This is a genomic window from Pseudomonas monteilii NBRC 103158 = DSM 14164, assembly GCF_000730605.1.
In the GTDB taxonomy this organism is placed as follows: domain Bacteria; phylum Pseudomonadota; class Gammaproteobacteria; order Pseudomonadales; family Pseudomonadaceae; genus Aquipseudomonas; species Aquipseudomonas monteilii.
The window spans coordinates 36586-59797 of sequence record NZ_BBIS01000046.1 but is presented as its reverse complement, the minus strand read 5'-3'; the positions used below and the strand labels follow the sequence as shown (position 1 = coordinate 59797).

The window sequence follows — 23212 nt, the reverse complement described above, 5'->3', positions numbered from 1 at the left end:
CCCCGAATAGGGATCGGCAGTGATCAGCAGGCCGTTCTTCAGACCGGCGGCTTCCATAAACCCTTTCATCGCGTACAGACCGTAAACATAGCCCGAGCAGCCCAGGGAAATGTCGAACGCAGCAATGGCGGTCGACAGGCCAAGCTTGTGCTGAACGATCGCAGCGGTATGCGGCAGGCCTTCGGCGTCACCGTTCTGGGTGACCACGATCAACGCGTCGATGGTGGCAGGGTCCAGCGAGGGATTGGCAGCGAACAGGTTCTTCACCGCCTCTACACAGAGGTCGGAAGTTTCCTGGCTATCTTCCTTGCGCGGTAAGAAGGTTGAACCGATCTTGCCGAAGATGAAATCCTGGTCTTTGCCGAAGTTCGCACCCTGGGCGTAGTTGTCCACGCCTTCAGTCGGCACGTAACTGGCGATGCTTTTAATGCCAATCATATGGCTTCCCAATTCAGTAACAGCGAAATACCCACCACACAGCCAAACGGCAAAACGCCAGGCGATACGGAGAATTCCGATCCCTGACGGCTTGTCCCGGAGGCAACGCGGCGGTTCCCGGTTTCGACAATATACAGTGAAGATGCGCGTTCTGACTCTCAAGTCACGCTCTTTTTGTCGAATCGACAAAGCGCTGCAGCATCGCCAACAAAAAGCCATGACCACCGCGAAGCGGTCATGGCTTTGCACCCCACTGAACCGGTGTCAACCGATCAGCGCCTGCCAATCGACCTGACCAGCCTGATCGATGCTGAACAGCTCGCGGTCGATACTGTGGTTGACGTTATAGCAAGTGTCCTGAGCCAAGACATGCTGCCAGCGCTCTCGCATCTGCGGGCAGGCCAGCGCATCATCCTCGAGCTGCGCATGCTGCACGGCCTGCGCCTGCGGTGTACACACCACAAGCAGGCCAGCAGCAGCAGCTTGCAGGCACACCTCGACCTGCGCCGCACGCACACTCGGCATCTGCTCATCGAGGCCGCCAACTGCACGCAGCAGTTGCGCACGCACCATGATGAAACCGGACACCGCCGAAACACCGTGGGCCAGCTGCAGGCGCTGCATGTAACCAGGCGCATCCTTGGCTTCGCCTGCAAAGGCCGCACGCACACCGGCCCGCCCCGCCAGTACCAACCCGGCTTCGGCGACAAGGCCTTCAGGGCTCAGCATCTTGCCGCCCACGACGCCGACTTCCGGACGCTGCGCCTGATTGAGCAGCGCTTCAAGCCAGTTGGCGTTGAGCACCTCCACCTCACTGCCAAGCAATACCAGATACTCACCACGGGCTTGCTGACTGGCCAGGTTGAGCATTGCCACCGGTGACAGGGCAACATCGCTACGCACCACCCGCAAACGACTCCCGGCAGCTTCCAGGCTGTGCAACCAATCGAGCAGTTCCGGCGACTTGCTGGCATTGTCGGCGATGAGGATTTCGTGATTCTGGTAACGCGTGCGCTGCAACACGCTGACCAGGTACGCCTGTAGCCGAGCGAAATTGTCCTGACATTGCAGAATGATCGACACCAGCGGCCGCTCTGCGTGGCGGTATTCGATCAGCAGCGTACCCGGCTGCGCCGAGCCGACCGAGGCGGCATAGCCACGCTGGGTCAAATGATGGGCCAGCACTGCCCGCTCCTGATCATGGCTGGAATTGTCAGGCACAGCACAGATCAGCAATGGTTCTGCCAGATGGGCAAGGCCTGCCAGCCCATCCTGGGCGATCAGGCGCAGTAGCAGATCGAACTCCAGTGCCAGCGGGTAACGCGCATCGAAAGCGCCGACCCCGATCCACAGGTCGCGACGGACCAGCCAATGTCTGGCCATCTGGCTTGGCAGGCTCTGCAACAGATCCAGATTGACCCCCGGACGCAGCACATCAACCAAAGCGCCATCAGCCTCGACCTGCAACTCATCCATGGCCACCGCGCGCACGCCCTCCACGCCCAGCAACTCCAGCCCGGCACGCAGCAGGCCACCTGCAGTGAACAGATCTCCACTTTCTGCCAGCATGATCCAGTCGGTACCCAATTGCCTGGCCGCCTCGTTCATGCGCTGAACATGATCCTGCTGCGTGACCTTGACGAAGTGCACGGTCTGATAGGCCTTGGTTGCCGCTGGCGGCTCACCGGAGGTAAATACCACTACCTTGAAAGCCCGTGAATACCCATGCATGAGGCTGTCTAAGGTCGCCTGGAGCTTGGCCGTGTCGGCTTGCAGATCAAGCAGCAGGATACCGAAGCTTGGCCCCCCCTGCTCCAGCCGCTTCGCCGCCCGCTGAGCAAGCTCGGCACTAGGCTCGCGAGCCTTGAGCCAGTTGAGCAAGCGACCGGAAGGCATGCTGGCGAGCAACGCCTGGCTATCGAAACAGGGTACCGATTGCAACCGTTGCAACCAGCCGTGCAACTGGGCAGCTTCGGCCTTTTTCTCGTCATCCAGCTCAAGTACTGCAAGCAGGCGCCTGACCACTGTCTGGTTGAATGGGCTGATCACCAGAGCGTCCCAAAGACGATCGCGCACAGCACCCTCATCGTCCCCAGCGTGGTCCTGCAACAACTGCCACTGGCCCCGCAGGATCGGCTCCAGCTCGATGAGCTGCTGGCGACCGGCCGGCATGGTATGGATAAGGAACTCGAACTCCGTCATCAAGTCGAACATCGGCTTGTTGTAGAACGGGAGCTCGACAAACTGGCGCTCGCCAAAGATCCGCTGAGGCTCGTCATTTGGCCGCTGCCACTGCGAACGAATGATCGGGCAAGCCTCCAGGGATCTGCCACTGAGCAAACCCTCTGCCATTTGCCTGAAGCTTTCCAGCGCAATCTGCTTGACTGCTGCTGCGCCCTTGGCACTCAAGGCCGTCGGGATCGACGCCAGGAACTCGGCAAAATCCTCACGCCCCTGGCGCGATTGCTCATCCTGCAAGGCAAGCACGGTAAGGACATTGGTGCCATGTTCAGAACCGTTGTAATTGACCTCGCGCACCGCATAGGGGATCGGCAGGATGCGCGCCTTGGCATTGGCCAGCAGGTAGAAGGAATGGCCGATTTCCTGCCACTCGAAGTTGGTGCCAGCTGGCAGCAACGCATACCACTGCTGCAACAGATCGGTGCGAGTCACTGCATAGAACGGCGGGAGGAACTGCCCCATGAACTCCAGCAGCCGTTGCTCCGGATCCTCTGCACAGTAGTCCTCCTGCACGATATTGTCGCGCTTGTAATAATCCACCTGGGTGCCGCGGGCCAGGTACATCATGCCGTAGCCGTGACACACACCATAGTCGGGGTGTTGCTCAAGGAACTGCAGCGAGCGGGTCATGCCCTCATGCAACAGGAAGTCATCGACCGCCAGGAACGTCATGAACGGCGTAACGACCTCATTGACACCGTAAGTCAGTTTGTCCTGCAACGCGGTGTAGGAAAATTGCGGAAGGTGCCGGTAATCAACCTCTGGGTAGTCGAAAGCGATCTGCTCATCGGCCTTGAGCGATGAATCCAGCACCAAAATGCTGGCCGAGTAGTTACGGTAATAGAACAACGTCCGACGCAAAAAATCCGGGCGATTGTGGGTTAGCACCACCAAAGTGAGGCGGTTCTTGAGTGATGCATCATCTGGATGCTGTGCTTTGGCCTGCATGTCTGCTCCTGGCTGTTCGAGGGTTCAACGCACGCGACGCAGGTAGCCGTCACGCGCCACGGTGATCAGCAGCTTGTCGTGGATGTCGGCATCGATAACGAAGTCCTCGGTTTCTTCCAGGTAGGCCCTCACCGCAGTGCGCGGGTTGTCGCCAATACCCCAGGGGCGATCAGGGAATGCATCGGCAGGCATGTCTTCGACCACCGTATCCATCACCACGCAATAGCTGTCTTGCGACACCAACGGCGCGTAGGCGCGCAGCTCGGCCAGCACGTGCTCGTGAGTGTGGTTGGAATCGAGCACGACGATGACCTTCTTACCCTCGGCCAGCGCCCGAACTTGCTCGACTACCGCCGGGTCGATGCTGGAGCCTTCGATCATGCTGATGCGCTTGAACATCGGGTGGCTCTCGATGGCCTCGCGGTTGTGCGGGCGGATATCGCGATCGATACCCAGCACTTCACCGTGGTCCACCAGCTCCATCACCGACGCGTAGTAGATGATCGAGCCGCCATGGGCGATGCCACATTCGATGATCAGGTCAGGCTTGAGCTTCCAGATCAGCTCCTGCATCGCCACCATATCCTGGGGCAACTGGATGATCGGGCGCCCCATCCAGCTGAAGTGATAGGTGTACTTGTGCTTGGCCGATTCGTTATAGAAGGTCTGAGCCAGCTCGCACAGTGCAGCGTTGTTACCTTGATCGTGGATCTCGGCCTGACATTCTTCGGCGAATGCTTGTTGTGGCGTCTTGACGCTCATGTGAAGCCTCATGAAAGTGTTGACCCGGCAGCTCTAGCGGCGCGCGGGCTGGGCAGTGGATTGCAGCAGGTGTTGCATACGGTCGGTCACCGCCCAGAACGCCATCGGCTCATGGGTCGGATATGGGTAATGGCCAAGGTTCAGTTGCAGCTCAGCACCGCGCTCGTGCAGGCGCTGCTCGACCAGACTGCGCACGGAAGTCGGCTGACCACTGGCACAATTGACCACCCCGGAAAACTCACGGCAGAGCAGCAGTCCGGCGAGCTGGCGCGCCGCTTCGGTAATCGGCTGGAAATCCCTCAACTGCTCACCAGCAGACATGGCAAAGGTCTTCTCGCCGCTGTCAATGGCACGATCGAGCGCTGCCAGCAGGCTGTTGGGGTTCTGTCCCTCACCATGCAGGTAGAACAGCCGTGCCCACTGCAGCGTGAACGGTCGATGTAGCTGCAGCGCCTGAAGGAACTGATGCAGGCTATGCTTGGCCAGACCGTAGGGATTGGCGGGACGCGCCGGGCACTGTTCATCCAACGGACCGCTCTGCATGCCATATTCAAAGCAGGTGCCCGTGACCAACACCTGGCGCACCCCCGCCTCGACCGCATGCTTGATGAAGCCATAGTCGGCCATCAGGTTCTGCTCCAAATGGAACAGTGCCTTGTAGTTAGGCAGCCCCGACCAGGCGAGGTGAACCAGTACATCAATGCCATCGACCCAGCTGGCCACCTGCCCGGCGTCTGCCTGTTGCAGGTCACCGGCGACGAACTCAATCTGGTCGAACCACGGCATGCTCCGCGCGCGCTCCACGTCACGGGCCAAGGCGCGCACGCGGAAACCTCGAACCAACAGCTCAGCCACCAGATGTCGGCCAACAAAACCACTGGCACCGGTCACCAGTACATGCAGCGTGCTCATAGCACGGTCAACTCAGGCACGGCGATGACGAACTGTCCGCCCCACTCGCGAATGCCGGCTTGCTGCTCGCTGACTTCGCGCAGCAGGTTCCAGGGCAGCACCAGCACGTAGTCCGGCTGCTCCTCGGCCAGACGCTCGGGCGCCACCACCGGGATGCGACTACCCGGCAGGAACTTGCCCTGCTTGTGCGGGCTGGCATCAGCCACCCAGGCCAGAAGGTCGGGCTTGACCCCGGCGTAGTTGAGCAAAGTGTTGCCTTTGGCGGCAGCACCGTAACCGACCACCCGCTTGCCGGCGGCCTTGGCCTCGAGCAGAAAGCGCAGCAACTGCAGCTTGATGCGTTCGGCGGCAGGCGCCAGGGTCGAGTAGAAGCCTGAACTGCGCACACCCACATCGGTTTCCAGCGCCAGCAGGTTGGCGACCTCCGGTTCTACCACGCGGCGCTGGCCATCGATGCGCTGCACGAACACCCGCAGCGAACCACCGTGGGTCGGGAGTTCCTGCACGTCGAATATTTCCAGGTCGTTGCGCTGACAGAGGATCTGCACCGCCGTCAGCGACAAGTAGGAATAGTGCTCGTGATAAAGCGTGTCGAACTGGTGCTGGGTAATCAGCGACAGCAAATGCGGAAATTCGAACGTGGCCACACCGGCCGGCTTGAGCAAAGTGGCGAAACCGCCGAGGAAGTCATTGATGTCCGGCACATGAGCGAGCACGTTGTTGGCCGCCATGAGGTCAGCACTCCAGCCTTCTGCGACTAGTTGCTCTGCCACGTTGCGGCAGAAGAACACTTCACGGATCTCCAGGCCCTTGGCACGCGCGACCTCAGCGGTGCTGCGGGTAGGCTCGATCCCCAGGCAAGGGATACCGCGACCAGCTACGTACTGCAGCAGGTAGCCGTCGTTGGCAGCGATTTCCACCACGCGGCTACTGACGTTCAACCCGAAGCGCTCGACCATACCCGCCACGTAGGCCTCGGTGTGGGCCAGCCACGAGCTGGAATAGGAACTGAAGTATGCGTAGTCGGCGTCGAACAGTTGCTCAGCGCGCGTGTAATCCTCGGTCTGTACCAGCCAGCACTGCTCACACACTGCCACCTTCAACGGCACCCACTGTTCGGCTCCGGCGAGCTGTTCAGGACGCAGGTAGGCATTGGAAGGTGGCGAGGTGCCCAGATCGATCAAAGGCAGGTGCAGAGCACTGCCACAACCACGGCAATTCATACAGTCACTCCGGTGAAGCATTGGTCCAGCCTAGGATGCATTGCATCCCGGGACGAGAGGTTGATCACAGGCAATGGCCAGGCGATCGCCAGGCGCGGGTCGAGCACCGACAGCCCCCCCTCGTGCTCCGGCGCGTAGTCGGCGCTGTGCAGGTAGAGCAGTTCGGCATCGTCGCTCAGCGCCTGGAAGCCATGGGCGAAACCGGCCGGCACCAGCAGGCTGCTGCCCTCCCCGGCCTTGAGGTGCTCCGCATGCCATTGCAGGAAAGTCGATGAACCGGCGCGCAGATCAACTACCACATCCCACACGTCACCCTGCAGGCAGGTGATGTACTTGCTCTCCGGCTGCGGCCCGGCCTGGTAATGCAGGCCGCGCACGCTGCCGCGTTCGCGTGTCAGCGAACGGTTGATCTGGCGGATGTGGAACGGCACGCCGAAACGCTCCAGGCTGTCTTCGCAATACAACCGTGAAAAAGCGCCACGGGCGTCCTCAACCCGGCGATGCTCGATGCGGGCCAGGCCCAACAACGGCAAGGGGTGCAAGGTGTACTGGCTCACAGGGACTCCTGATACAGGCTCAGCTGGGCCAGGCTGACCGCTCGCATGTCCATGCCTTTCTTCCAGGCCAAGTGCCAGCCCAGAGTCCGCTCAAGGCATTCGTTGAGCGACCAGCGCGGGCGCCATGCCAGCAGCTGGCGTGCACGCGAGCTGTCCAGGCGCAACAGCCCGGCTTCGTGCAGCTCGCTCTTCTCGAAGTTGACGCCAGGAGTCTGCGGCCATTGACTGGCCAGCAACTGCACTACTTCACCGACACTGCACATGTCATCGTCACCGGGGCCAAAATTCCACGCACCGGCAAATCGCGGGCCTTGCTCGTACAGGCCTACGGCCAGTTGCAAGTAGCCGGCCAGCGGCTCCAGGGCGTGCTGCCAGGGGCGCACTGCCTGGGGGAAGCGCAGAGTTACCGGCTCGCCAGCAGACCACGCCTTGAGCACGTCGGGGATCAACCGCTCAGGTGAAAAATCGCCGCCCCCCAGCACGTTGCCAGCACGAGCCGTGGCCAGGCTCAGGCCATGCTCGGCATGGCGCTCAGCTGGAAAGAAGGACGCTGCGTAAGACTGCGCGAGGATCTCGCAGCAGGCCTTGCTGCTGCTGTAAGGGTCGTGGCCGCCCAGCGCTTCGTTCTCGCGATAGGACCAGGCCCACTCCTGGTTGGCGTAGACCTTGTCAGTGGTCACCACCACACAGGCGCGTACACCACCAACCTGACGCACGGCCTCAAGTAGGTTGAGCGTACCCATGACATTGCTCGAATAGGTGCCGAGCGGGTCGCGGTAGCCTTCTCGCACAAGCGGTTGTGCCGCCAGGTGCAGGACGATTTCTGGCTGTACTTCGGCAACCAGTTCCAGTAGAGCACCCAGGTCACGTACATCGCCACGGCGGTCATCGATACCCTCGCCAACCCGTGCCAGTTCGAACAGGCTCGATTCAGTTGACGGGTTGAGGGCGAAGCCGGTGACCTGAGCGCCTAGGCTCTGCAGCCAAAGTACCAGCCAGCCGCCCTTGAAACCGGTGTGGCCAGTGACCAAGACGCGCTTGCCGGCCCAGAATGCCGGGCTCAGGCCCACTGTTTCCATGGTGCCTCCCCACTATTCCACAACTGCTCCAGGTAGTTTTTGTCACGCAGGGTGTCCATCGGGTGCCAGAAGCCATCGTGTTCAAACGACATCAGTTGGCCTTGCTTGGTCAAGGTGGCCAGAGGTTCGGACTCCCATGGCATGGCATCCCCGGAAATATAAGGAATGACTTTGGGCGACAACACGAAGAAGCCGCCATTGATCCAACCGCCATCGCCCCGAGGCTTCTCGCTAAAGCCTCGAACCAGGTTGCCTTCACGCTCCAGTGCGCCGTAACGGCCCGGCGGCTGCACTGCAGTGACGGTGGCTAGCTTGCCGTGACCAAGGTGGAAGTCGACCAGCGCCCCGATGTTCAGGTCCGAGACCCCGTCACCGTAGGTGAAGCAGAACGCCTCGTCGTCTTCCAGGTATTTGGCGACACGCCGCAGCCGGCCACCGGTCATAGTTTCTTCGCCAGTATCGACCAAGGTCACCCGCCATGGCTCGCTGTAGTTCTGGTGCACGTCCATGCGGTTAGCGCGCATGTCGAAAGTGACATCAGAAGTGTGCAGAAAGTAGTTGGCGAAGAAGTCCTTGATCGCGTAGCCCTTGTAGCCCAGGCAGATGACGAAGTCGTGGATCCCGTGCGCAGAATACTGCTTCATGATGTGCCAAAGAATTGGCTTGCCACCGATCTCGATCATCGGTTTGGGCTTGAGGTGCGACTCTTCGCTGATCCGCGTGCCGAGTCCACCCGCCAGAATGACTGCCTTCATCGATTTCCTCATGTACTTCGCGCCCCTCGGACCGCCAGAGCGAAGGATTTATGGCGATATCCAATGAGTACTGCAGGAAGTGCGCCAATCTACACTGAGGGCGTGCGGGTTTTTTGCAGGAACCACCCTGTATGCGAGCCGGACTCGCACAGCGGGCCGGCCAACGTCTGACGCGCAGCGACTCGGGGGGGCTTTGCTCAGTCGGCCAGCCAACCCCATTCCCAGTGCCGCAGGTTGTCATCACGCAGCACGTAATCGCGCAGTACGACCTCACGCAATTCGTCACCCATACGATAACTGGCCTGAGGATCGGCCAAGTGCATGCGAATTGCCTCGATCCACTCCCTCGTACTGTTGCCTCGGATTCGCGTGCAAGGCAGGTAGCCACGATAGGCTTCGGTATCGGTACAGATAACGGGATAACCGCACGCGCCATACTCCAGCAACCGCAGGTTGCTCTTGCAGTCGTTGAAGATATGGAATTCCAGCGGCGCCAAGGCTAGGTCGAGGTTCAGGCTCGCCAGCTTGGCTGGGTAGTCGGCAAGATTCACCACTGGGTGGAACTCGTGAATGTATGGGCGAAGTTCATCGGGACACATGCCAAAGAAAACCCAATGCACTTCACTGGCAAGCTCGCGCACGGCTTCGGCGATGATTTCCAGATCTCCGCCGTGGCTGGTCCCTCCACCCCACCCCACGCGTGGCTTAATGCCAGTCCCCCGATGGCTCTGCAAACCAAGCCATACCTGTGGATTTAGCATATTCGGCACGACACGAAAATCACTGTGCATCGACGACAGCGCATCTGCCAGGGCCTGCGTGGTCACCACCACGCGGTCACACAAGCTGATGCCCTTGCGCAGGTGCTGTTCGATATCCTTCGGCTTATTGCGTGCGTGGCTGTTCTTCTTCGGCGCCTGAAGCACATAGTCGTCAATTTCGAAGATGCGCCGAGCGTTCGAATATTTTGCCAGGCGTTCAACATCACGAACCGCTTCTTCGGTATGCCGTAGTTGCACCACGATGATATCCGGATCCATACGTACAAGCTGCACCGGGCTCGGCACTTCGTAGGCTAGGCGCCCGACGATACGCCCCGCGGCTTCCAACCGGGTAAACGGTTCATTTACCCGGTAGCCGCCAACGGCAGAAGCGTTGATGGGCAACGCCAGCACAGACGGCAAAGTCCTCGCACAGAAGGGATTCCAGCTTCCCTGGAGGCTGGGGTCCAGGCTGAAGTTGATGCGCCCGAGGCTCAGGTTGGGGTTGTAGGCCGGATCGCGCACAACCACCTGCAACCAACGATCAAAGAACGCAGACTGTTCTGCGAGGGCTTTCTTCTCCGGCGCTGACGCCGGCGCTGCGCCGATCATGCGAAGCTTGGCGTGAGGGGTCCAGACCACCAGATAGCCTTGGCGCCCGGACCTCAGGCACAAGTCGACTTCGCCCAGACCCATCGAAAACTGGGCAATGTCCAGGCCCCCAAGGTCATCGAAAACCTGTTTTCGGACCATCAGGCAGTCACCTGATACGGCAGTCCAGTTCTGCACCACCTGTAAGCGCTGCAGATAACCACGGCTGTCTCCGTCATCACCGACACATACTGGCCCTGCTGCGCCGCTGCCACCCAGCACCAGGCCGGCATGCACCACCTTGCCGTATACATCCAGCACCTTGGCACCGACGATCGCCACCTCCGGGCGCCGAGCATGGTTGAGCATTTCGTGCAGCCACTGCCTTTCGCAGACCTCAAGCCCGCTGGCCAGCATCAACAGGAACTCGCCCCGGGCAATGGTAGCGGCCTGGTTGATCATTGTGGCGGCGTCATCACCATCGGCCAGGCGCAGAATACGCAGCATGGCGCCACCCACTTCGGCCATCGCATCGAGCCAGCTGTTTAGGGCAGGCTCCACCCGTTCAGCGGCCACCAACACCAATTCGTAATTCGGATAAGCCGTACGCTCCATGACCGACATCACGCTGCGCTGCAATACTTCCAGACGCTGGTCGCACGTCACCACGAGGGTAACCAATGGTTGAGCAGCCTGCTGATAGTCAATTCGATTGAGCAATGGCATGTCGTCATGGCGTATCTGATGAGCAATACCCAAGCGACTCAGATGCGCGCTGGCTACCCGCTCGCTTTGATCGATCACTGCATCCCAAGACAACCATTGAGCGAAACCAAACGCCGAGTGCACCTGGATCTCCGCAATATGTTCGATTGAATGGGGACCGCGGGTTTCTACCAATCGCCAGAGCACATCGTGCGCGGCCAGCTCATCGAACCCGGCATCGAAGCCCCCCACCGCCCTGACTGCCTCACATTCGAACGCCAAAGTGCGCCCGACGTAGGGGTAGCTGCGCATCAGGTCGATATTGAAGTCCGGCTTGAAAACCGGCTCGCAGGGTTTGCCATCGACCCAGGCATCTTCATCGCTATAGATGCACGCAAGTCCCGGCAGCACCGCAACTCGCTCCGCCAGCAGCAACAGTGCCGATTCCACCAGCCTGTCGCCGGCCCGCAACACGTAGAACCATCGGGTATCGGGCTGCGTTGCAAGCCAATCGTTGAGCTGAGCGGCCCAGTTATCACTCAGAGCGTATTGAGTGACGCCAGTGCATGCTTCACGATTGGAAAACAGCACAAGTTCATGGGCGCCATAACACTGCCCCTGAACACTCTGTAGCGTGACACTGACATCATCGAAACTACCGCCCTGATCGAGCACGATGACCGTGATTTGCGGAGTACTTGACCACGACTCGATAGTTTGCGGCAGCCGCTTGATTTGCGAGCGGCGCAGCTGCCGCTCTTCGAGCCACTGTTGGTAAAGCTCGTCATAACTCTCGCAATCACTGCCGATACGGCGATGCATGGTGTTCTGCCAGTTGCTCAACAGCAATACGAGATTCATCTCTTTCCAGTTGCCCGCCGCATCGGCAATAGCATACATCGGCAGGTGGCGTACCCAGCCATGCGCCGGTGCAGCCTCGCCGCCGCGCTGGCGCAGCATCTGCTGCAGCCAGTTCCACTCCTGCGCCAGCGCTGCCTGAAAGGCCGGCTGTTTGCTCAGCCGCTCGGCATGCAGGCGCTCGATCAACAGCACATCGCTGACCATCGCCAAAGGTCCGGTGCGCAGGAGGCAGCAAAACAGCGCCATGTCCAACAAGGCTGTAAAGCCTTGCTCATACTCGGTCAAGGCACTCAGAAACTTCAGCGCCTGATCGCGACGCATCATCGCCGCAGATAGGTTACCGACAAAGCTCACCGGGTTATCGGCCAGCACCGAGAGCAGATCATCACCATGAAACAGACTGTCGACCCCGGCAAAGCGGGCATTGGCCAGGCGCATCGGCAGCACGTAATTGTTCGCGTCGGCAAACATGCGCTGTGCCAGCACCAGACTCACCTCGGGATGCTCCTCGAAGGCTTGTACCTGACGCGCCACGCACAACGGCAGCAGCCGGTCATCGTCGCACAGCACCTTTACCCAACGCCCGGATGCCATCCGCACAGCATGCACGAGATTCCCCACAAAGCCAAGGCGCCGCGGGTTGCGCATGTAACGCACCGACCTGTCACTCATCACCTCCAGAGAGCGCACGATCTCTTCAATTTCGTCGCCTTCGCTGTCGTCGCATACCAGCACTTCCAGATGCTCATGGGTTTGTGCCAGCGCACTCTGCAATGCCATGGAGAAAAACCGAGGGCTATAGGCTGGGATAACAATGCTGACGAGAGACTGTTCGTTCACGGCGGGGCCTTGGAGGAAGGCGCCACGCTGGATGAGGAGCTCCAGCGCGGCAGGGTTGTAACAGGAGGGGAAAAATCAGATGTAGTTGACCAGCGAAAGCCCGGCAACTTTTGCATAGGCCTGCAGCGAAGCTTGCAACATGTTGGTCTGCATCTGCAGGCGCAGCATCACTTCGGCCGGGTCGCTTTCACGGATCGAGCTCTGGGTCTTGGCGTTCTCGGTACTCAGCGCCTCGTTGGTCTCCGACTGAACGTCCAGCGCCTGGCCACGACCACCGATGGCACTGACCGACGACGACACCTGATTGATCGCGCTGATAATGTTACCCCCAGCCGAATCCAGCGCAGCCAGGAAGTTCTGCCGGGCGACCGGATCGTTGTCCTGCGGCGTACTCAACGCCGCGCGCAACTTGCTGATGGTATCAAGCACGTTCTGGGTCTGGTGAGTGTCCACCTTCACCCCAAACGAATCACCTGCACTCGGCGGCCCGGAAAGCTCGAAGCTGACCCCGGCGGCGGTTGCGGTAGTGCCATTGGGACCACCCAGCGATCCCTTGGCCACTGGGCGGCTATCGTCGGTTACTGGCGATGCATAGAGCTCGAACGTCGAACTGCTGGTGAACTTGAGCACTGCGCCCCCTGACGGGAATGCTGCCTCGTATGCATTCTGGTCAGTGATGGTAGCACCTATAATCTGCTCCGAAGAGGCGTTACCTGGGCTGCGCGCACCCGACACTTCATCGGGCTTGGAACTCAGGGTGAACTGATGGCCTGCAATTACGGCATCTTCGTTACCCTTGTCGCCATCCTTGTAGGTGATATCCAAGCGCAGATCAACGCCACGGAAGCTGATACCAGCCCCCTCGGCATTAGGGTCAAACTTCCCTCCCCCACTCGCCTCGAGCGTAACGTCATTACCCTCAGCGTCGGTGATCTTGTACTCAGTGCTGCTGAGAAACTCGATCGTGTATGGCTCGCCGCCACGGAACCGATCATTGTAGGTAGAGCTACCAGCAACCTGACCATTGGACAGGTTGATACGCCCATCATCGACCGCCGGCGCAGTCAGCTGAGTCTGGGTCCGACTGGTATTGAGCGCTTGCTCGAAGGCGTCATAACCGGTCTCGTTGGCAGCCAGGCTGAGCATGTCACCCACCTGCAGGTTCAACTTGCCTTGATCGCCCTGGTAACTGTAGGTACCGTCCGCATTGCGAACGTAAGGCGGCGTATCGCCCTTGGAGCCCGAGAAGATGTATTTGCCGCTTTCGTCCCGGCTGTTCATCAGGTTAAACAGCTGGTCCTCAAGCGAAGCCAATTCGTCAGCATTCGCCTTACGATCAGAGTCCGTGAACGCGCCGTTACCCGAGCCGACCGCCAGTTCGTTGACACGCTGCAAGATATTGCCAATCGAAGTCAGTGTACTTTCCGCAGCCCCCAGCGCGTTACGCACATTGACAGTGTTGCTCGAGTACTGCTTCAGCATGCTCTGCTGCTGCTCAAGCTGCAGCAAACGCGCAGCGCCCACAGGATCGTCCTTGCCGGAGCGCACGCGGATGCCATCGCTGGCCTCCTGCTGGCTCTTCACCGTCTTCGCAAAGTTGCTCTGATAGTTGGCCTGGTTGGTGTTGTAAAACTGCGAAGTAGAGATGCGTACGCTCACGATCTACGGCTCCTTAAAGACTGTTGATCAGGGTGGCGAAAGTTTCCTGAGCCGCCTTGATGATCTGCGACGACGCGGTGTAGTACTGCTGGAACTTGACCAGGTTGCCGACCTCTTCGTCCACCGACACGCCCGAAAGGCCGTTGCGACTGTCCAGTGCCGAGGTGTGCAATGCATTGGTGGCGTCACTGTCCATTTGCGCCTGGCCGGCCTTGCCACCGACGTTGGACACCAGCTTGGCGTAGGCATCGGTGAAGCTGATGCCCTTGCCATTGGCACCCACTTCGATCGTGGACTTGGTCTGCAGGTCAATGACCGCCTGAGCATTGCGGTTGTCCGACGAGCCTGCGCCGGTCAAGGCCACGGTGTAGCTGTCACCGTTCTGTGGCGCGCCGGAAACGCTCATTTCAAAAGTGAAGTTGCCGCCCAGTGAGTTGCCATTGCCATCCACCATCGGCACCGACAACTGCAGCTTGTTCTCCTGGCCCGGCACGATGGTGCCGCTGCCAATCTCAGTGCCCTTGGCGTCGTACATCTTGTAGGCCTGGGGCGAGGTGGTGTCATCACCGAACACCAGCTTGACCGGGGTCGAATAGGTCAGGCCCGCCTGCAACTGCGAACGCTGGGCAGCATCATAGATGTCAAGTTTCGATGTCAGCGTCGGCTGGTTGATCACGCCGGTGCCTTTGTTGCCCGAGCCACTGGTGGCGGTAAGCGGTGACGACAGCGCCAAGCCTTTGGGGTCGGTAAGGACAGTTTCGATGCCTGCGGCGGCATTGCGAGTCGGGGTAATCTTGAAGCTGTCGCCGGCAGCCAAGCCTCCACCGTTGAGCGACAAGGTGAAACCGTCGATCACAGGTGCGGGGTCATCGCTGAGGTCGTAGCGCCCCATCTCGGTGCCTTCCGGCAGCTTGCGCACGCTGTAGCCCGTGGCACTGGTGAAGGTTACCTGGTAATCGCTGGTGGACAGCTTGCCGGTGTCCTTGATGGTGACATCAAGGTTGCCGGAGCCGGCGCTGTTGGTCGACTTGGCGATACTGCGCTCGCTGACGGCCTTGGCACTGTTGATATCACCAAACAACGTGGCGCCGAAGTTGCCGTTCTTGTCGACGCCCTGGGCCAGTTGGCTGTTGATGGCATCGGCCACTGCCAGCGCCACGCGCCCCAACTCATTGAGGGCCGGGTCGAGGGTTTCAGTACGGTAACGGATCAAACCACCGAGCTCGCCACCCGTGGCACTGCTGGTAATGTCCATCTTGGTCGAGCCGCGATTGAGGATCAGGCTCGAACGGGTCGGGTCGGCCGCGCTCGGTTCCACGCCCAAGGTCTGTGTGGTCTTGCCCAGCACCAGCGCCTGTCCGTTCTTCAGGTAAATATCGTAGTTGCCTTCACGCTCGACCACGTCGGTACCAATCAGCTTGTTCAGCTCACGCACCGCACCATCACGCTGGTCGAGCAGATCGTTGGGCTGGCCGGCAGTGGCACCGACCCGCGTGATCTGCGTGTTCAGTTCCGCGATGGTCTTGGTCAGGTTGTTGACCTGATCGGCAATCCCGGACATGTTGCTGTTTACGTTGCTCAACTGCTGATTGAGCTGTGACGACAAGGTGTTGAAACGCTTGGCCAGGGACTGTGCGCTGGACAACAGCAATTGGCGCGAAGAGTCTTCCGCCGGCTTGGCAGCCGCATCCTGCATGGCGGTGAAGAATGTTTTCAGCGCAGCCGTAATACCGGTATCGCTACTGGACAGCGAAGTATCCAGCGGCGTGATCTGATCCAGGTACGAGGACGCCTCACTGCTCAGCGAGGTGGTGGTACGCAGCTGGTTCTCGATGAACGCGTTGTACACCCGGCGCACGTCCGCCAACGTAGTGCCCGTGCCAATGAACACCTGGCCGACTTGTTGCCCGCCCTTGGTCTTTTGCACGTTCTGTTGGCGCGAGTAGCTTTCGACATCGGCGTTGGCGATGTTGTTACCGAGGGTGTACATCCCCGACTGCGCGGCACCCAGCCCCGACATACCAATGTTGATCAGACTCGCCATGGTTCCATACCCTTAAAGTTTTGTTGCGGTACCGAGCATTGCGTAGTGCTCGTACGACTTCATCTGTCTTGCGATCTGCGAGATCTTGCTGGCGTAATTCGGGTCGGTGGCATACCCGGCCTTTTGCAACTCTTGCACGAACTGTTCTGGTTTATCGGCGGCCTTCACCGCATCTTGATAGCGTGAATTGTTCTGCAGCAGGCTGACCAGGTCGTGGAAGCTGTCCTGGTAGGAATCGTACGAACGGAACACCGCCGTCTCCTTGACGAACTGGCCATCACGGTACTCGCTGGTAATCGCCCTCGCCTCGCCGCCGTCCCAGTTGCCAGTGGCCTTGATACCGAAAAGGTTGTGGCTGCTGCTGCCGTCGGTGTTGCGCATGACCGACTTGCCCCACCCGGTTTCCAGTGCGGCCTGGGCCACCAGGTAGCGTGGGTCGATACCAATGCGCTTGGCCGCCTGTTCGGCCATCGGCAGCATGGTGGCGACGAATTCATCGCTGTCGCCAAAGGCTTTGTTCGGCGCCAGCGGCGGCTGGGCCACGGCGCGGCCGACGATGCGCAGGCCGTTGTCCGGCACGGCGAAGGCCTTGGCCACTTGCTGGCCGTCACGGGCAGGCACAGTGGCGGTGTTGGCAGTGGCCGCCGACGGCACGATGCCGGCCAGCAAGCGGTCGGTGAGTTTGCTCGGCAGTGCCAGGCGCCGTGAATTGAGTGCTGCGACGTCGTTGCGGGTCGCGGTCGACTGGGCGGCATGCACCGGCTCGGCCACCTTGTTGCCCCACAACGCAGGGGCATTGCCCTCGGTACGTGCGAACGGGCTGGTGCTGGCCGGGCTGGCCTTGTTCTTCGACAGCTGGCGCACCAGCACATCCTGCAGCCCGATACCGCCACCTTCGCGCGACATGCTCACAGCCAGTTGCTGGTCATACATGTCACGGTACTGCTTCACCGTTTCGGTGTTCATCGGGTTGTCGTCGGCCAGCACGTCGCTGGCCTTGCGCGAGGCCTTGAGCATTTCGCTGATGAACAGCGACTCGAACTCCTGGGCGACCTTGCGCACGTTGGCATCGCTGTCGCGGTCGCCATGCTTGAGCGAGCTCAGGCGATTGAGGTCGGTGTAGGCACCGCTGTCGGCGCTGCCGGAAACCAAGCTTTTGCTGTTCATCCGCGCCGTCCTCAGATCACGATCAGGTCGGCCTGCAAGGCGCCGGCCTGTTTCAGGGCTTCAAGGATCGCCATCAGGTCGCCAGGCGCTGCGCCCACCTGGTTTACCGCGCGGACGATTTCATCCAGCGTGGTGCCCGGCCCGAACTTGAACATGGGCTTGGCTTCCTGCTCGGCATTGACCCGCGAACGCGGCACCACGGCGGTCTGGCCGTTGGAGAACGGCCCGGGCTGGCTTACGATCGGGTCTTCGGTAATGGTCACGGTCAGGCTGCCGTGGGTGACCGCCGCTGGCGACACCTTGACGTTCTGGCCGATGACGATGGTGCCGGTGCGCGAGTTGATGATTACCTTGGCCACGGCCTGGCCCGGGTCGATTTCGAGGTTTTCCAGGATCGACAGGTAATCCACGCGCTGGCTTGGATCCATCGGGGCACTGACGCGCACCGAACCACCGTCCACGGCCTGTGCCACACCAGGGCCGAGCAGGTCGTTGACCTTGTCGACGATACGCTTGGCGGTGGTGAAGTCGGGGCGATTGAGGTTCAGGGTCAGGGTATTACCCTGGTTGAAGCCGCTCGGCACCGCACGCTCGACACTGGCACCACCCGGAATACGGCCGGCCGACGGAACGTTGACGGTGATCTTCGAGCCGTCACGGCCTTCTGCATCAAAGCCGCCGACGACCAGGTTGCCTTGGGCAATGGCGTAGACGTTGCCATCGATACCCTTGAGCGGGGTCATCAGCAGGCTGCCGCCGCGCAGGCTCTTCGAGTTACCGATCGAGGAAACGGTAATGTCCACCACCTGGCCAGGCTTGGCGAACGCCGGCAGGTCGGCATGCACCGACACCGCCGCGACGTTTTTCAGCTGCACGTTGCCGGAGCCGGCCGGCACCTTGATGCCGAACTGCGACAGCATGTTGTTGAAGGTTTGCAGGGTGAATGGCGTCTGGGTGGTCTGGTCACCCGTGCCGTTCAGCCCTACCACCAAGCCGTAACCGATCAACTGGTTGGAACGCACGCCAGAGATGCTGGCAATGTCCTTCAGGCGCTCGGCCTGGGCAGCGAACGCACAGGACAAGAGCAGGGTTGTGGCAATCAGCTGCCTCACGTTGAACATGGTCATCCGTACTCAGAAAGGCCAAAGCGGGCTGATGAAGAAGCGGTCCAGCCACCCGGGCTGGCTGGCATCGGCGAACGAGCCGGTACCGGAATAGGTGATGCGCGCATCGGCTACACGGGTGGACGGCACGGTGTTGTCAGTGGCGATATCGTCAGCGCGGATCATGCCGGCAATACGCACCAGTTCTTCGCCTGTGTTCAGGGTCAGCCACTTCTCGCCACGCACGGCGATGATGCCGTTGGGCAGCACTTCGGCCACGGTGACGGTGATGGAGCCGGTCAGGGTGTTGCCCTGGGTAGCCTTGCTATCCCCCTTGGTGGTGCGCTCGCCGTTGTAGCCGGCCTCCAGTGACAGATCACCGCCGCCAAACGGGTTGTTGGTGTTTGGCGTAGTGCCGAACAGCGAGGTCAGGCCGATGTTGGCGTTGCTGTTTTTCTGGATCTGCGAACCGGCGTTCTTGCTGGCGGACGTGCGTTCGTTGAGCGTGATGGTGATGATGTCACCTACCCGGAACGCCTTGCGGTCGCTGTACAGGTTCTGCTCGAAACCGGCCTGGTAGATCGAACCGTTGTTGGCCGCCGCCGGCAACGGGGTGCGCGGCAGGACCGGCGCATAGTACGGGTCGTTGGGCTTGGGCGTCGGGCCGACGCAACCTGCCAGCAACACCGCCCCCCCCAGGGCGAACACGGACAACAGACGATTCATGATGCATACCTCACGGGTGTAACGAAGCGACAGGGCTTAGAGCTGTTGGGTCACGAACGACAGCATCTGGTCGGCGGTGGAGATGACCTTGGAGTTCATCTCGTAGGCACGCTGGGTGGTGATCATGTTCACCAGCTCTTCCACCGTGCTGACGTTGGAGTTTTCCAGCGTCTGCTGCAGGGTAGTGCCGAAGCCGTTGAGGCCTGGGGTGCCGACCTGCGGCGCACCACTGGCAGCGGTTTCCAGGAACAGGTTGTTACCCATTGCCTGCAGGCCAGCCGGGTTGATGAAGTCGGCGGTCTGAATGTTGCCGATAACCTGCGCAGCCGGGTTGCCGGCGGTGGTGATCGACACGGTGCCGTCCTGGCCGACCGTGAAGGTCTGGGCGTCGTTCGGGACCACGATGGCAGGCTCCAGCGCCAGGCCATCGGCGTTGACGATCTGGCCGTCGGAGTTCAGGTGGAACGTACCGTCGCGGGTGTAGGAGACGGTGCCGTCAGGTTGCAGGATCTGGAAGAAGCCACGGCCATTGACGGCCATGTCCAACGGGTTCTCCGTGGTCTGCAAGCTGCCGGTCTGGAAGTTTTTCTGCGTGCCGACAATGCGCACACCGGTACCGACCTGCAGGCCCGACGGCAGCTCGCTGTCCTGGGTAGACTGCGCACCTGGCTGACGCTTGATCTGGTACAGCAGGTCCTGGAATTCGGCACGATCACGCTTGAAGCCGGTGGTCGAGACGTTGGCCAGGTTGTTGGAGATGACCGTCAGGTTGGTGTCCTGTGCGGACAGGCCGGTTTTAGCGACCCAGAGAGCCGGAAGCATTTAGTGTTCTCCTCGTGCGCCTGATTTACGGCACCCGTTCAAATGTGGTTAGCCGAGTTGCAAAACACGCGCCATGGCTTCATCGCCTTCCTTGGCCGCGTTCATCATCTTGACGTGCAGTTCGAACTGACGGGACAGCGCCAGTACAGAGGTCATTTCCTCGACAGCGTTGACGTTGCTGCCTTGCAGAAAGCCCGATACCACCCGCACGTTGATGTCGGCATCGGCGGGTTGGCCAGACGTGGTGTGAATCAGCCCGTCCTGGCCTTTGGTCAGGCCTTTGGTGTCGGGGTTGACCAGCTTGATGCGGTCGACTTCTGCCATCACCCGTGGGTCTTCACCCATGGAGCGGATGCTGATGGTGCCATCGGAGCCGACTTCGACCTTTTGCTCTGGCGGGATGGCAATAGGGCCGCCGTTGCCGAGCACAGGCATGCCGTTGCCAGCACGCAACACCCCGAGGGCGTCGATGTTCAGGCTACCGGTACGCACATACGCTTCACTGCCATCTGGCGCTTGCACGGCGATGAAACCATTACCGCTCACGGTCACATCCAGGTCGCGGCCGGTTTCCACCATCGGGCCTTCACTGAAATCGGTGCCCGGGCGCTCGGTCATGGCAAAGGCACGCGCCGGAAAGCTGTCACCGAACACCGGCATCGAACGCGCCTGCTCCAGGTCACGCTGAAAACCATTGGTAGAAATGTTGGCCAGGTTGTTGGCATGCGCCTTCTGCGCCAGCGCGTTCTGGCTGGCCCCGGTCATGGCCACATAAAGCATCTTGTCCACAATCATCCTCCGTTGCACTGGCGGCCGGTTGCCGTTCGCCGTTGCTCTACAGGGGCTAAAGCAAGTTCCGAACCAACTTGCCAAAAGCACGAAAAAGCCCATGAATACGGGCAATTGGGAAAGCCCGGGCGGCGACAGCCGCCGGTTATCCGGCGCTGCTTTGCCGCTGGCGGCAAAACGGGTTCATCTACAGGCAACCCCGTGCCTACGGCAGGTCACGGCAACGCGCATTGTTGTAAGGCCCGGCAAAGCGCCTCCAGCCCTCACCTGGCGACCACTGCGAACACACCAGACGCCCATCCACCAGGCTTTCCCATCGCCAGTAAGGCGCTGGCGCCGCCTGCAGCTGACCAAGACAGCAGGCAACCAGCATTGCGACAAACAGCCTTTTCATCACCCCTCCTGCAAAAACGACGAACCCCTTCACGAGAAAGGGGTTCGCCTGTACGCACTCAAACAATCACGATCAAGTCATCTGAATGATGGTCTGCATGACGGTACTTTCGGTCGAAATGGTCTTGGCGTTCGCCTGGTAGTAGCTCTGCGCCTTGATCAGATCAACCAGCTCCTGCGTCAGGTTGACGTTGGAGCCTTCCAGCGAGTTGGACTCGATCGCGCCCAAGGTACCGGTTTTCGGCGAGTCGATACCCGGAATGCCCGAGTTGTAGGTCTCGGTCCAACGGGTACTGCCGATTTGCTGCAGCCCCTGCTCGTTGGCGAAACTCGCCAGCGCTACCTGACCAATGGCGCGCGACTGGCCATTGCTGAAGGAGGCGAACAATACACCCGTCGCGTCGATGCTCAGGTTGGACAGGATGCCCGTGGCATAACCGTCTTGGGACTGAGACATACGCGCCGTTTCAGTGTTGTAGGAGGTGGTGCTGGCCATCGACATTTTCATGCCGGCAGCATCGCCCACCGCACCGTTGGCACTCCAGTTACCCGAAGCATCTTCGGCTGCCGGCACCCAGCCAATCATGCTGAAGGTATTGTTGACGACCGTGAACGAGGTGCCCGCTGGGTGCCCGGTGTTGTCGGCTGTCATCGAGTTGACCGAGCCATCGCTGTTGAATGCGATCGTGCCCACCAGCGGCTCTGTGCTGCCCGGATTGAAAGGGTTGCGCCCGTCAACGAGGGTGTACATGGTCCACTCGTTGGTACCGGTCTTGCGATAGAACTGCTCCATGGTGTGTTCGTTGCCCTGGCTGTCATACACCTTGGTCGGGAACGAGCGGGTATAGGTCGTATCGTCGGAAGGGTCGAACGGCTTGTTCGCCACCAAGGCAGGCGAGGTGACACCCAGCGACTGGTCGGTACCTGCCGCACCACTGGCAACCCAGTCACCATTGGCATCCTGAGTGGCCGGCACCCAGCCGGTCATGGCAAACGCGCCATTGCTGACCGTGAACGAAGCACCACTTGGCACGCCCGTGGTGTCAGCCACCATGGAGCCGATGGTGCCATCACTGTTGTAGTTGATGGTGCCGGCCAGCGGGGTGGTACTGGCCGGGTCGAACGGGTTGCGACCGTCGACCAGCGTGTACATGGTCCATTCGTTGGTGTCGGTCTTGCGGTAGTACTGCTGCACTTCGTGCTGAACACCGTTAGCATCCAGCACGGTACTGGTGCTGGAGCGCTGATAAGTGCTTGGGTCCGCCGGGTCGAATGCAGCCATGGACGGCGGCTTGGTGTTGTCATACACCAGGAAAGGAATCGAGGCCGCCGAGGAGTTCAGATTGATGCCCTGGTCGATCAACGAGGTCGGCTTGGGCTGCAATGCCGACGTATCGATCTTCAGGTCGGTCAGGACGCCTTTCTGGATCTTGCCGGTGGCATCCGCCATGTAACCTTGCAGGCGCAGGCCATCGGAGGTTTCGACGAAGTTGTCCTTGCTTGGCTGGAAGGAGCCCGCCCGGGTGTATACCTTCGAGCCGTTGTCAGACAGCACGAAGAAGCCCTGCCCCTGGATGCCCATGTCCAGCACGTTGCCCGTGGTGTTTACATCACCTTGGGTGAACTGCTGAGAAATGGCCGCCAGCCGCACACCATTGCCCACCTGATTCTTGCCCACACCCAGGCGGTTGGCGCCTGCATACACATCCGCGAACTCGGCGCGCGAGGACTTGAAGCCCGTGGTATTGACGTTGGCGATGTTGTTGCCGGTGACATCCAGCTGCTTGTTGGCTGCGTACAGACCGCTAAGGCCGATATTGAAAGACATGAATTCGC

At 60.5% G+C, this 23212-nt stretch carries 18 protein-coding genes; all 18 read right to left on the bottom strand.

Annotated features, from left to right (window positions below):
• Window positions 1-438, bottom strand: a 438-nt coding sequence (locus tag PM2_RS22735) for a beta-ketoacyl-ACP synthase (protein WP_042132453.1), incomplete at its 3' end; no start/stop codon positions are given.
• Window positions 439-702: 264 nt separating this feature from the next.
• Window positions 703-3627: a TIGR00180 family glycosyltransferase gene (locus tag PM2_RS22730; RefSeq protein WP_028699570.1), complete on the bottom strand. Its 2925-nt coding sequence runs from the start codon at window positions 3625-3627 to the stop codon at window positions 703-705.
• Between the two features lie 24 nt (window positions 3628-3651).
• Complete coding sequence (locus tag PM2_RS22725) at window positions 3652-4389, bottom strand: cephalosporin hydroxylase family protein (protein ID WP_028699571.1); 738 nt, start codon at window positions 4387-4389, stop codon at window positions 3652-3654.
• A gap of 33 nt (window positions 4390-4422) precedes the next feature.
• Window positions 4423-5301 carry an NAD-dependent epimerase/dehydratase family protein gene (locus tag PM2_RS22720; RefSeq protein WP_033740603.1) on the bottom strand — a complete coding sequence of 293 codons (879 nt, stop codon included), beginning with the start codon at window positions 5299-5301 and terminating at the stop codon, window positions 4423-4425.
• Window positions 5298-6524, bottom strand: coding sequence for a class I SAM-dependent methyltransferase (locus PM2_RS22715; RefSeq protein ID WP_028699573.1), 1227 nt, complete (start codon window positions 6522-6524; stop codon window positions 5298-5300). The genes PM2_RS22720 and PM2_RS22715 overlap by 4 nt, the downstream gene beginning before the upstream one ends.
• Window positions 6521-7081, bottom strand: a complete 561-nt coding sequence (locus PM2_RS22710; protein ID WP_028699574.1) for a dTDP-4-dehydrorhamnose 3,5-epimerase family protein — start codon at window positions 7079-7081, stop codon at window positions 6521-6523. The genes PM2_RS22715 and PM2_RS22710 overlap by 4 nt, the downstream gene beginning before the upstream one ends.
• Window positions 7078-8160 (bottom strand): CDP-glucose 4,6-dehydratase, encoded by a 1083-nt coding sequence (rfbG, locus tag PM2_RS22705; protein ID WP_028699575.1) that lies wholly within the window; start codon window positions 8158-8160, stop codon window positions 7078-7080. Before rfbG ends, PM2_RS22710 begins: the two co-directional genes overlap by 4 nt.
• Entirely contained in the window at window positions 8142-8915 is a 774-nt protein-coding gene (gene rfbF / locus PM2_RS22700; protein ID WP_028699576.1) for a glucose-1-phosphate cytidylyltransferase, read from the bottom strand. The genes rfbG and rfbF overlap by 19 nt, the downstream gene beginning before the upstream one ends.
• A gap of 197 nt (window positions 8916-9112) precedes the next feature.
• On the bottom strand, window positions 9113-12673 hold the full coding sequence (locus PM2_RS22695) for a glycosyltransferase (RefSeq protein ID WP_028699577.1): 3561 nt from the start codon (window positions 12671-12673) through the stop codon (window positions 9113-9115).
• A gap of 75 nt (window positions 12674-12748) precedes the next feature.
• Entirely contained in the window at window positions 12749-14332 is a 1584-nt protein-coding gene (locus tag PM2_RS22690) for a flagellar hook-associated protein 3 (RefSeq protein WP_028699578.1), read from the bottom strand.
• 13 nt (window positions 14333-14345) lie between these two features.
• The gene (gene flgK, locus PM2_RS22685; RefSeq protein WP_028699579.1) at window positions 14346-16376 is read right to left on the bottom strand and encodes a flagellar hook-associated protein FlgK; all 2031 of its coding nucleotides are present in this window, start codon (window positions 16374-16376) and stop codon (window positions 14346-14348) included.
• Window positions 16377-16388: 12 nt separating this feature from the next.
• On the bottom strand, window positions 16389-17543 hold the full coding sequence (gene flgJ, locus PM2_RS22680) for a flagellar assembly peptidoglycan hydrolase FlgJ (RefSeq protein ID WP_028699580.1): 1155 nt from the start codon (window positions 17541-17543) through the stop codon (window positions 16389-16391).
• An 11-nt stretch (window positions 17544-17554) separates the two neighbouring features.
• The gene (locus PM2_RS22675) at window positions 17555-18664 is read right to left on the bottom strand and encodes a flagellar basal body P-ring protein FlgI (RefSeq protein ID WP_027609424.1); all 1110 of its coding nucleotides are present in this window, start codon (window positions 18662-18664) and stop codon (window positions 17555-17557) included.
• Window positions 18665-18676: 12 nt separating this feature from the next.
• Window positions 18677-19372 (bottom strand): flagellar basal body L-ring protein FlgH, encoded by a 696-nt coding sequence (flgH, locus tag PM2_RS22670; protein ID WP_016711815.1) that lies wholly within the window; start codon window positions 19370-19372, stop codon window positions 18677-18679.
• 36 nt (window positions 19373-19408) lie between these two features.
• Window positions 19409-20194: a flagellar basal-body rod protein FlgG gene (gene flgG, locus PM2_RS22665; RefSeq protein ID WP_012051601.1), complete on the bottom strand. Its 786-nt coding sequence runs from the start codon at window positions 20192-20194 to the stop codon at window positions 19409-19411.
• A gap of 48 nt (window positions 20195-20242) precedes the next feature.
• A complete protein-coding gene (locus tag PM2_RS22660) occupies window positions 20243-20983 on the bottom strand; it encodes a flagellar basal body rod protein FlgF (RefSeq protein WP_027609423.1) in 741 nt (246 codons plus the stop codon).
• Window positions 20984-21188: 205 nt separating this feature from the next.
• Complete coding sequence (locus tag PM2_RS22655; protein WP_016711817.1) at window positions 21189-21377, bottom strand: hypothetical protein; 189 nt, start codon at window positions 21375-21377, stop codon at window positions 21189-21191.
• 72 nt (window positions 21378-21449) lie between these two features.
• A complete protein-coding gene (locus PM2_RS22650) occupies window positions 21450-23204 on the bottom strand; it encodes a flagellar hook-basal body complex protein (protein ID WP_016711818.1) in 1755 nt (584 codons plus the stop codon).
• Window positions 23205-23212 lie beyond the last annotated feature (8 nt).

Excerpts from the sequence above, each read along its gene's own strand:
- PM2_RS22730 (WP_028699570.1), bottom strand. The coding sequence starts at position 3,627 with ATGCAGGCCAAAGCACAGCATCCAGATGATGCATCACTCAAGAACCGC.
- PM2_RS22725 (WP_028699571.1), bottom strand. The coding sequence starts at position 4,389 with ATGAGCGTCAAGACGCCACAACAAGCATTCGCCGAAGAATGTCAGGCC.
- PM2_RS22720 (WP_033740603.1), bottom strand. The coding sequence starts at position 5,301 with ATGAGCACGCTGCATGTACTGGTGACCGGTGCCAGTGGTTTTGTTGGC.
- PM2_RS22715 (WP_028699573.1), bottom strand. The coding sequence starts at position 6,524 with ATGAATTGCCGTGGTTGTGGCAGTGCTCTGCACCTGCCTTTGATCGAT.
- rfbG (WP_028699575.1), bottom strand. The coding sequence starts at position 8,160 with ATGGAAACAGTGGGCCTGAGCCCGGCATTCTGGGCCGGCAAGCGCGTC.
- rfbF (WP_028699576.1), bottom strand. The coding sequence starts at position 8,915 with ATGAAGGCAGTCATTCTGGCGGGTGGACTCGGCACGCGGATCAGCGAA.
- flgK (WP_028699579.1), bottom strand. The coding sequence starts at position 16,376 with ATGGCGAGTCTGATCAACATTGGTATGTCGGGGCTGGGTGCCGCGCAG.
- flgJ (WP_028699580.1), bottom strand. The coding sequence starts at position 17,543 with ATGAACAGCAAAAGCTTGGTTTCCGGCAGCGCCGACAGCGGTGCCTAC.
- PM2_RS22675 (WP_027609424.1), bottom strand. The coding sequence starts at position 18,664 with ATGTTCAACGTGAGGCAGCTGATTGCCACAACCCTGCTCTTGTCCTGT.
- flgH (WP_016711815.1), bottom strand. The coding sequence starts at position 19,372 with ATGAATCGTCTGTTGTCCGTGTTCGCCCTGGGGGGGGCGGTGTTGCTG.
- flgG (WP_012051601.1), bottom strand. The coding sequence starts at position 20,194 with ATGCTTCCGGCTCTCTGGGTCGCTAAAACCGGCCTGTCCGCACAGGAC.
- PM2_RS22655 (WP_016711817.1), bottom strand. The coding sequence starts at position 21,377 with ATGAAAAGGCTGTTTGTCGCAATGCTGGTTGCCTGCTGTCTTGGTCAG.
- PM2_RS22650 (WP_016711818.1), bottom strand. The coding sequence starts at position 23,204 with ATGTCTTTCAATATCGGCCTTAGCGGTCTGTACGCAGCCAACAAGCAG.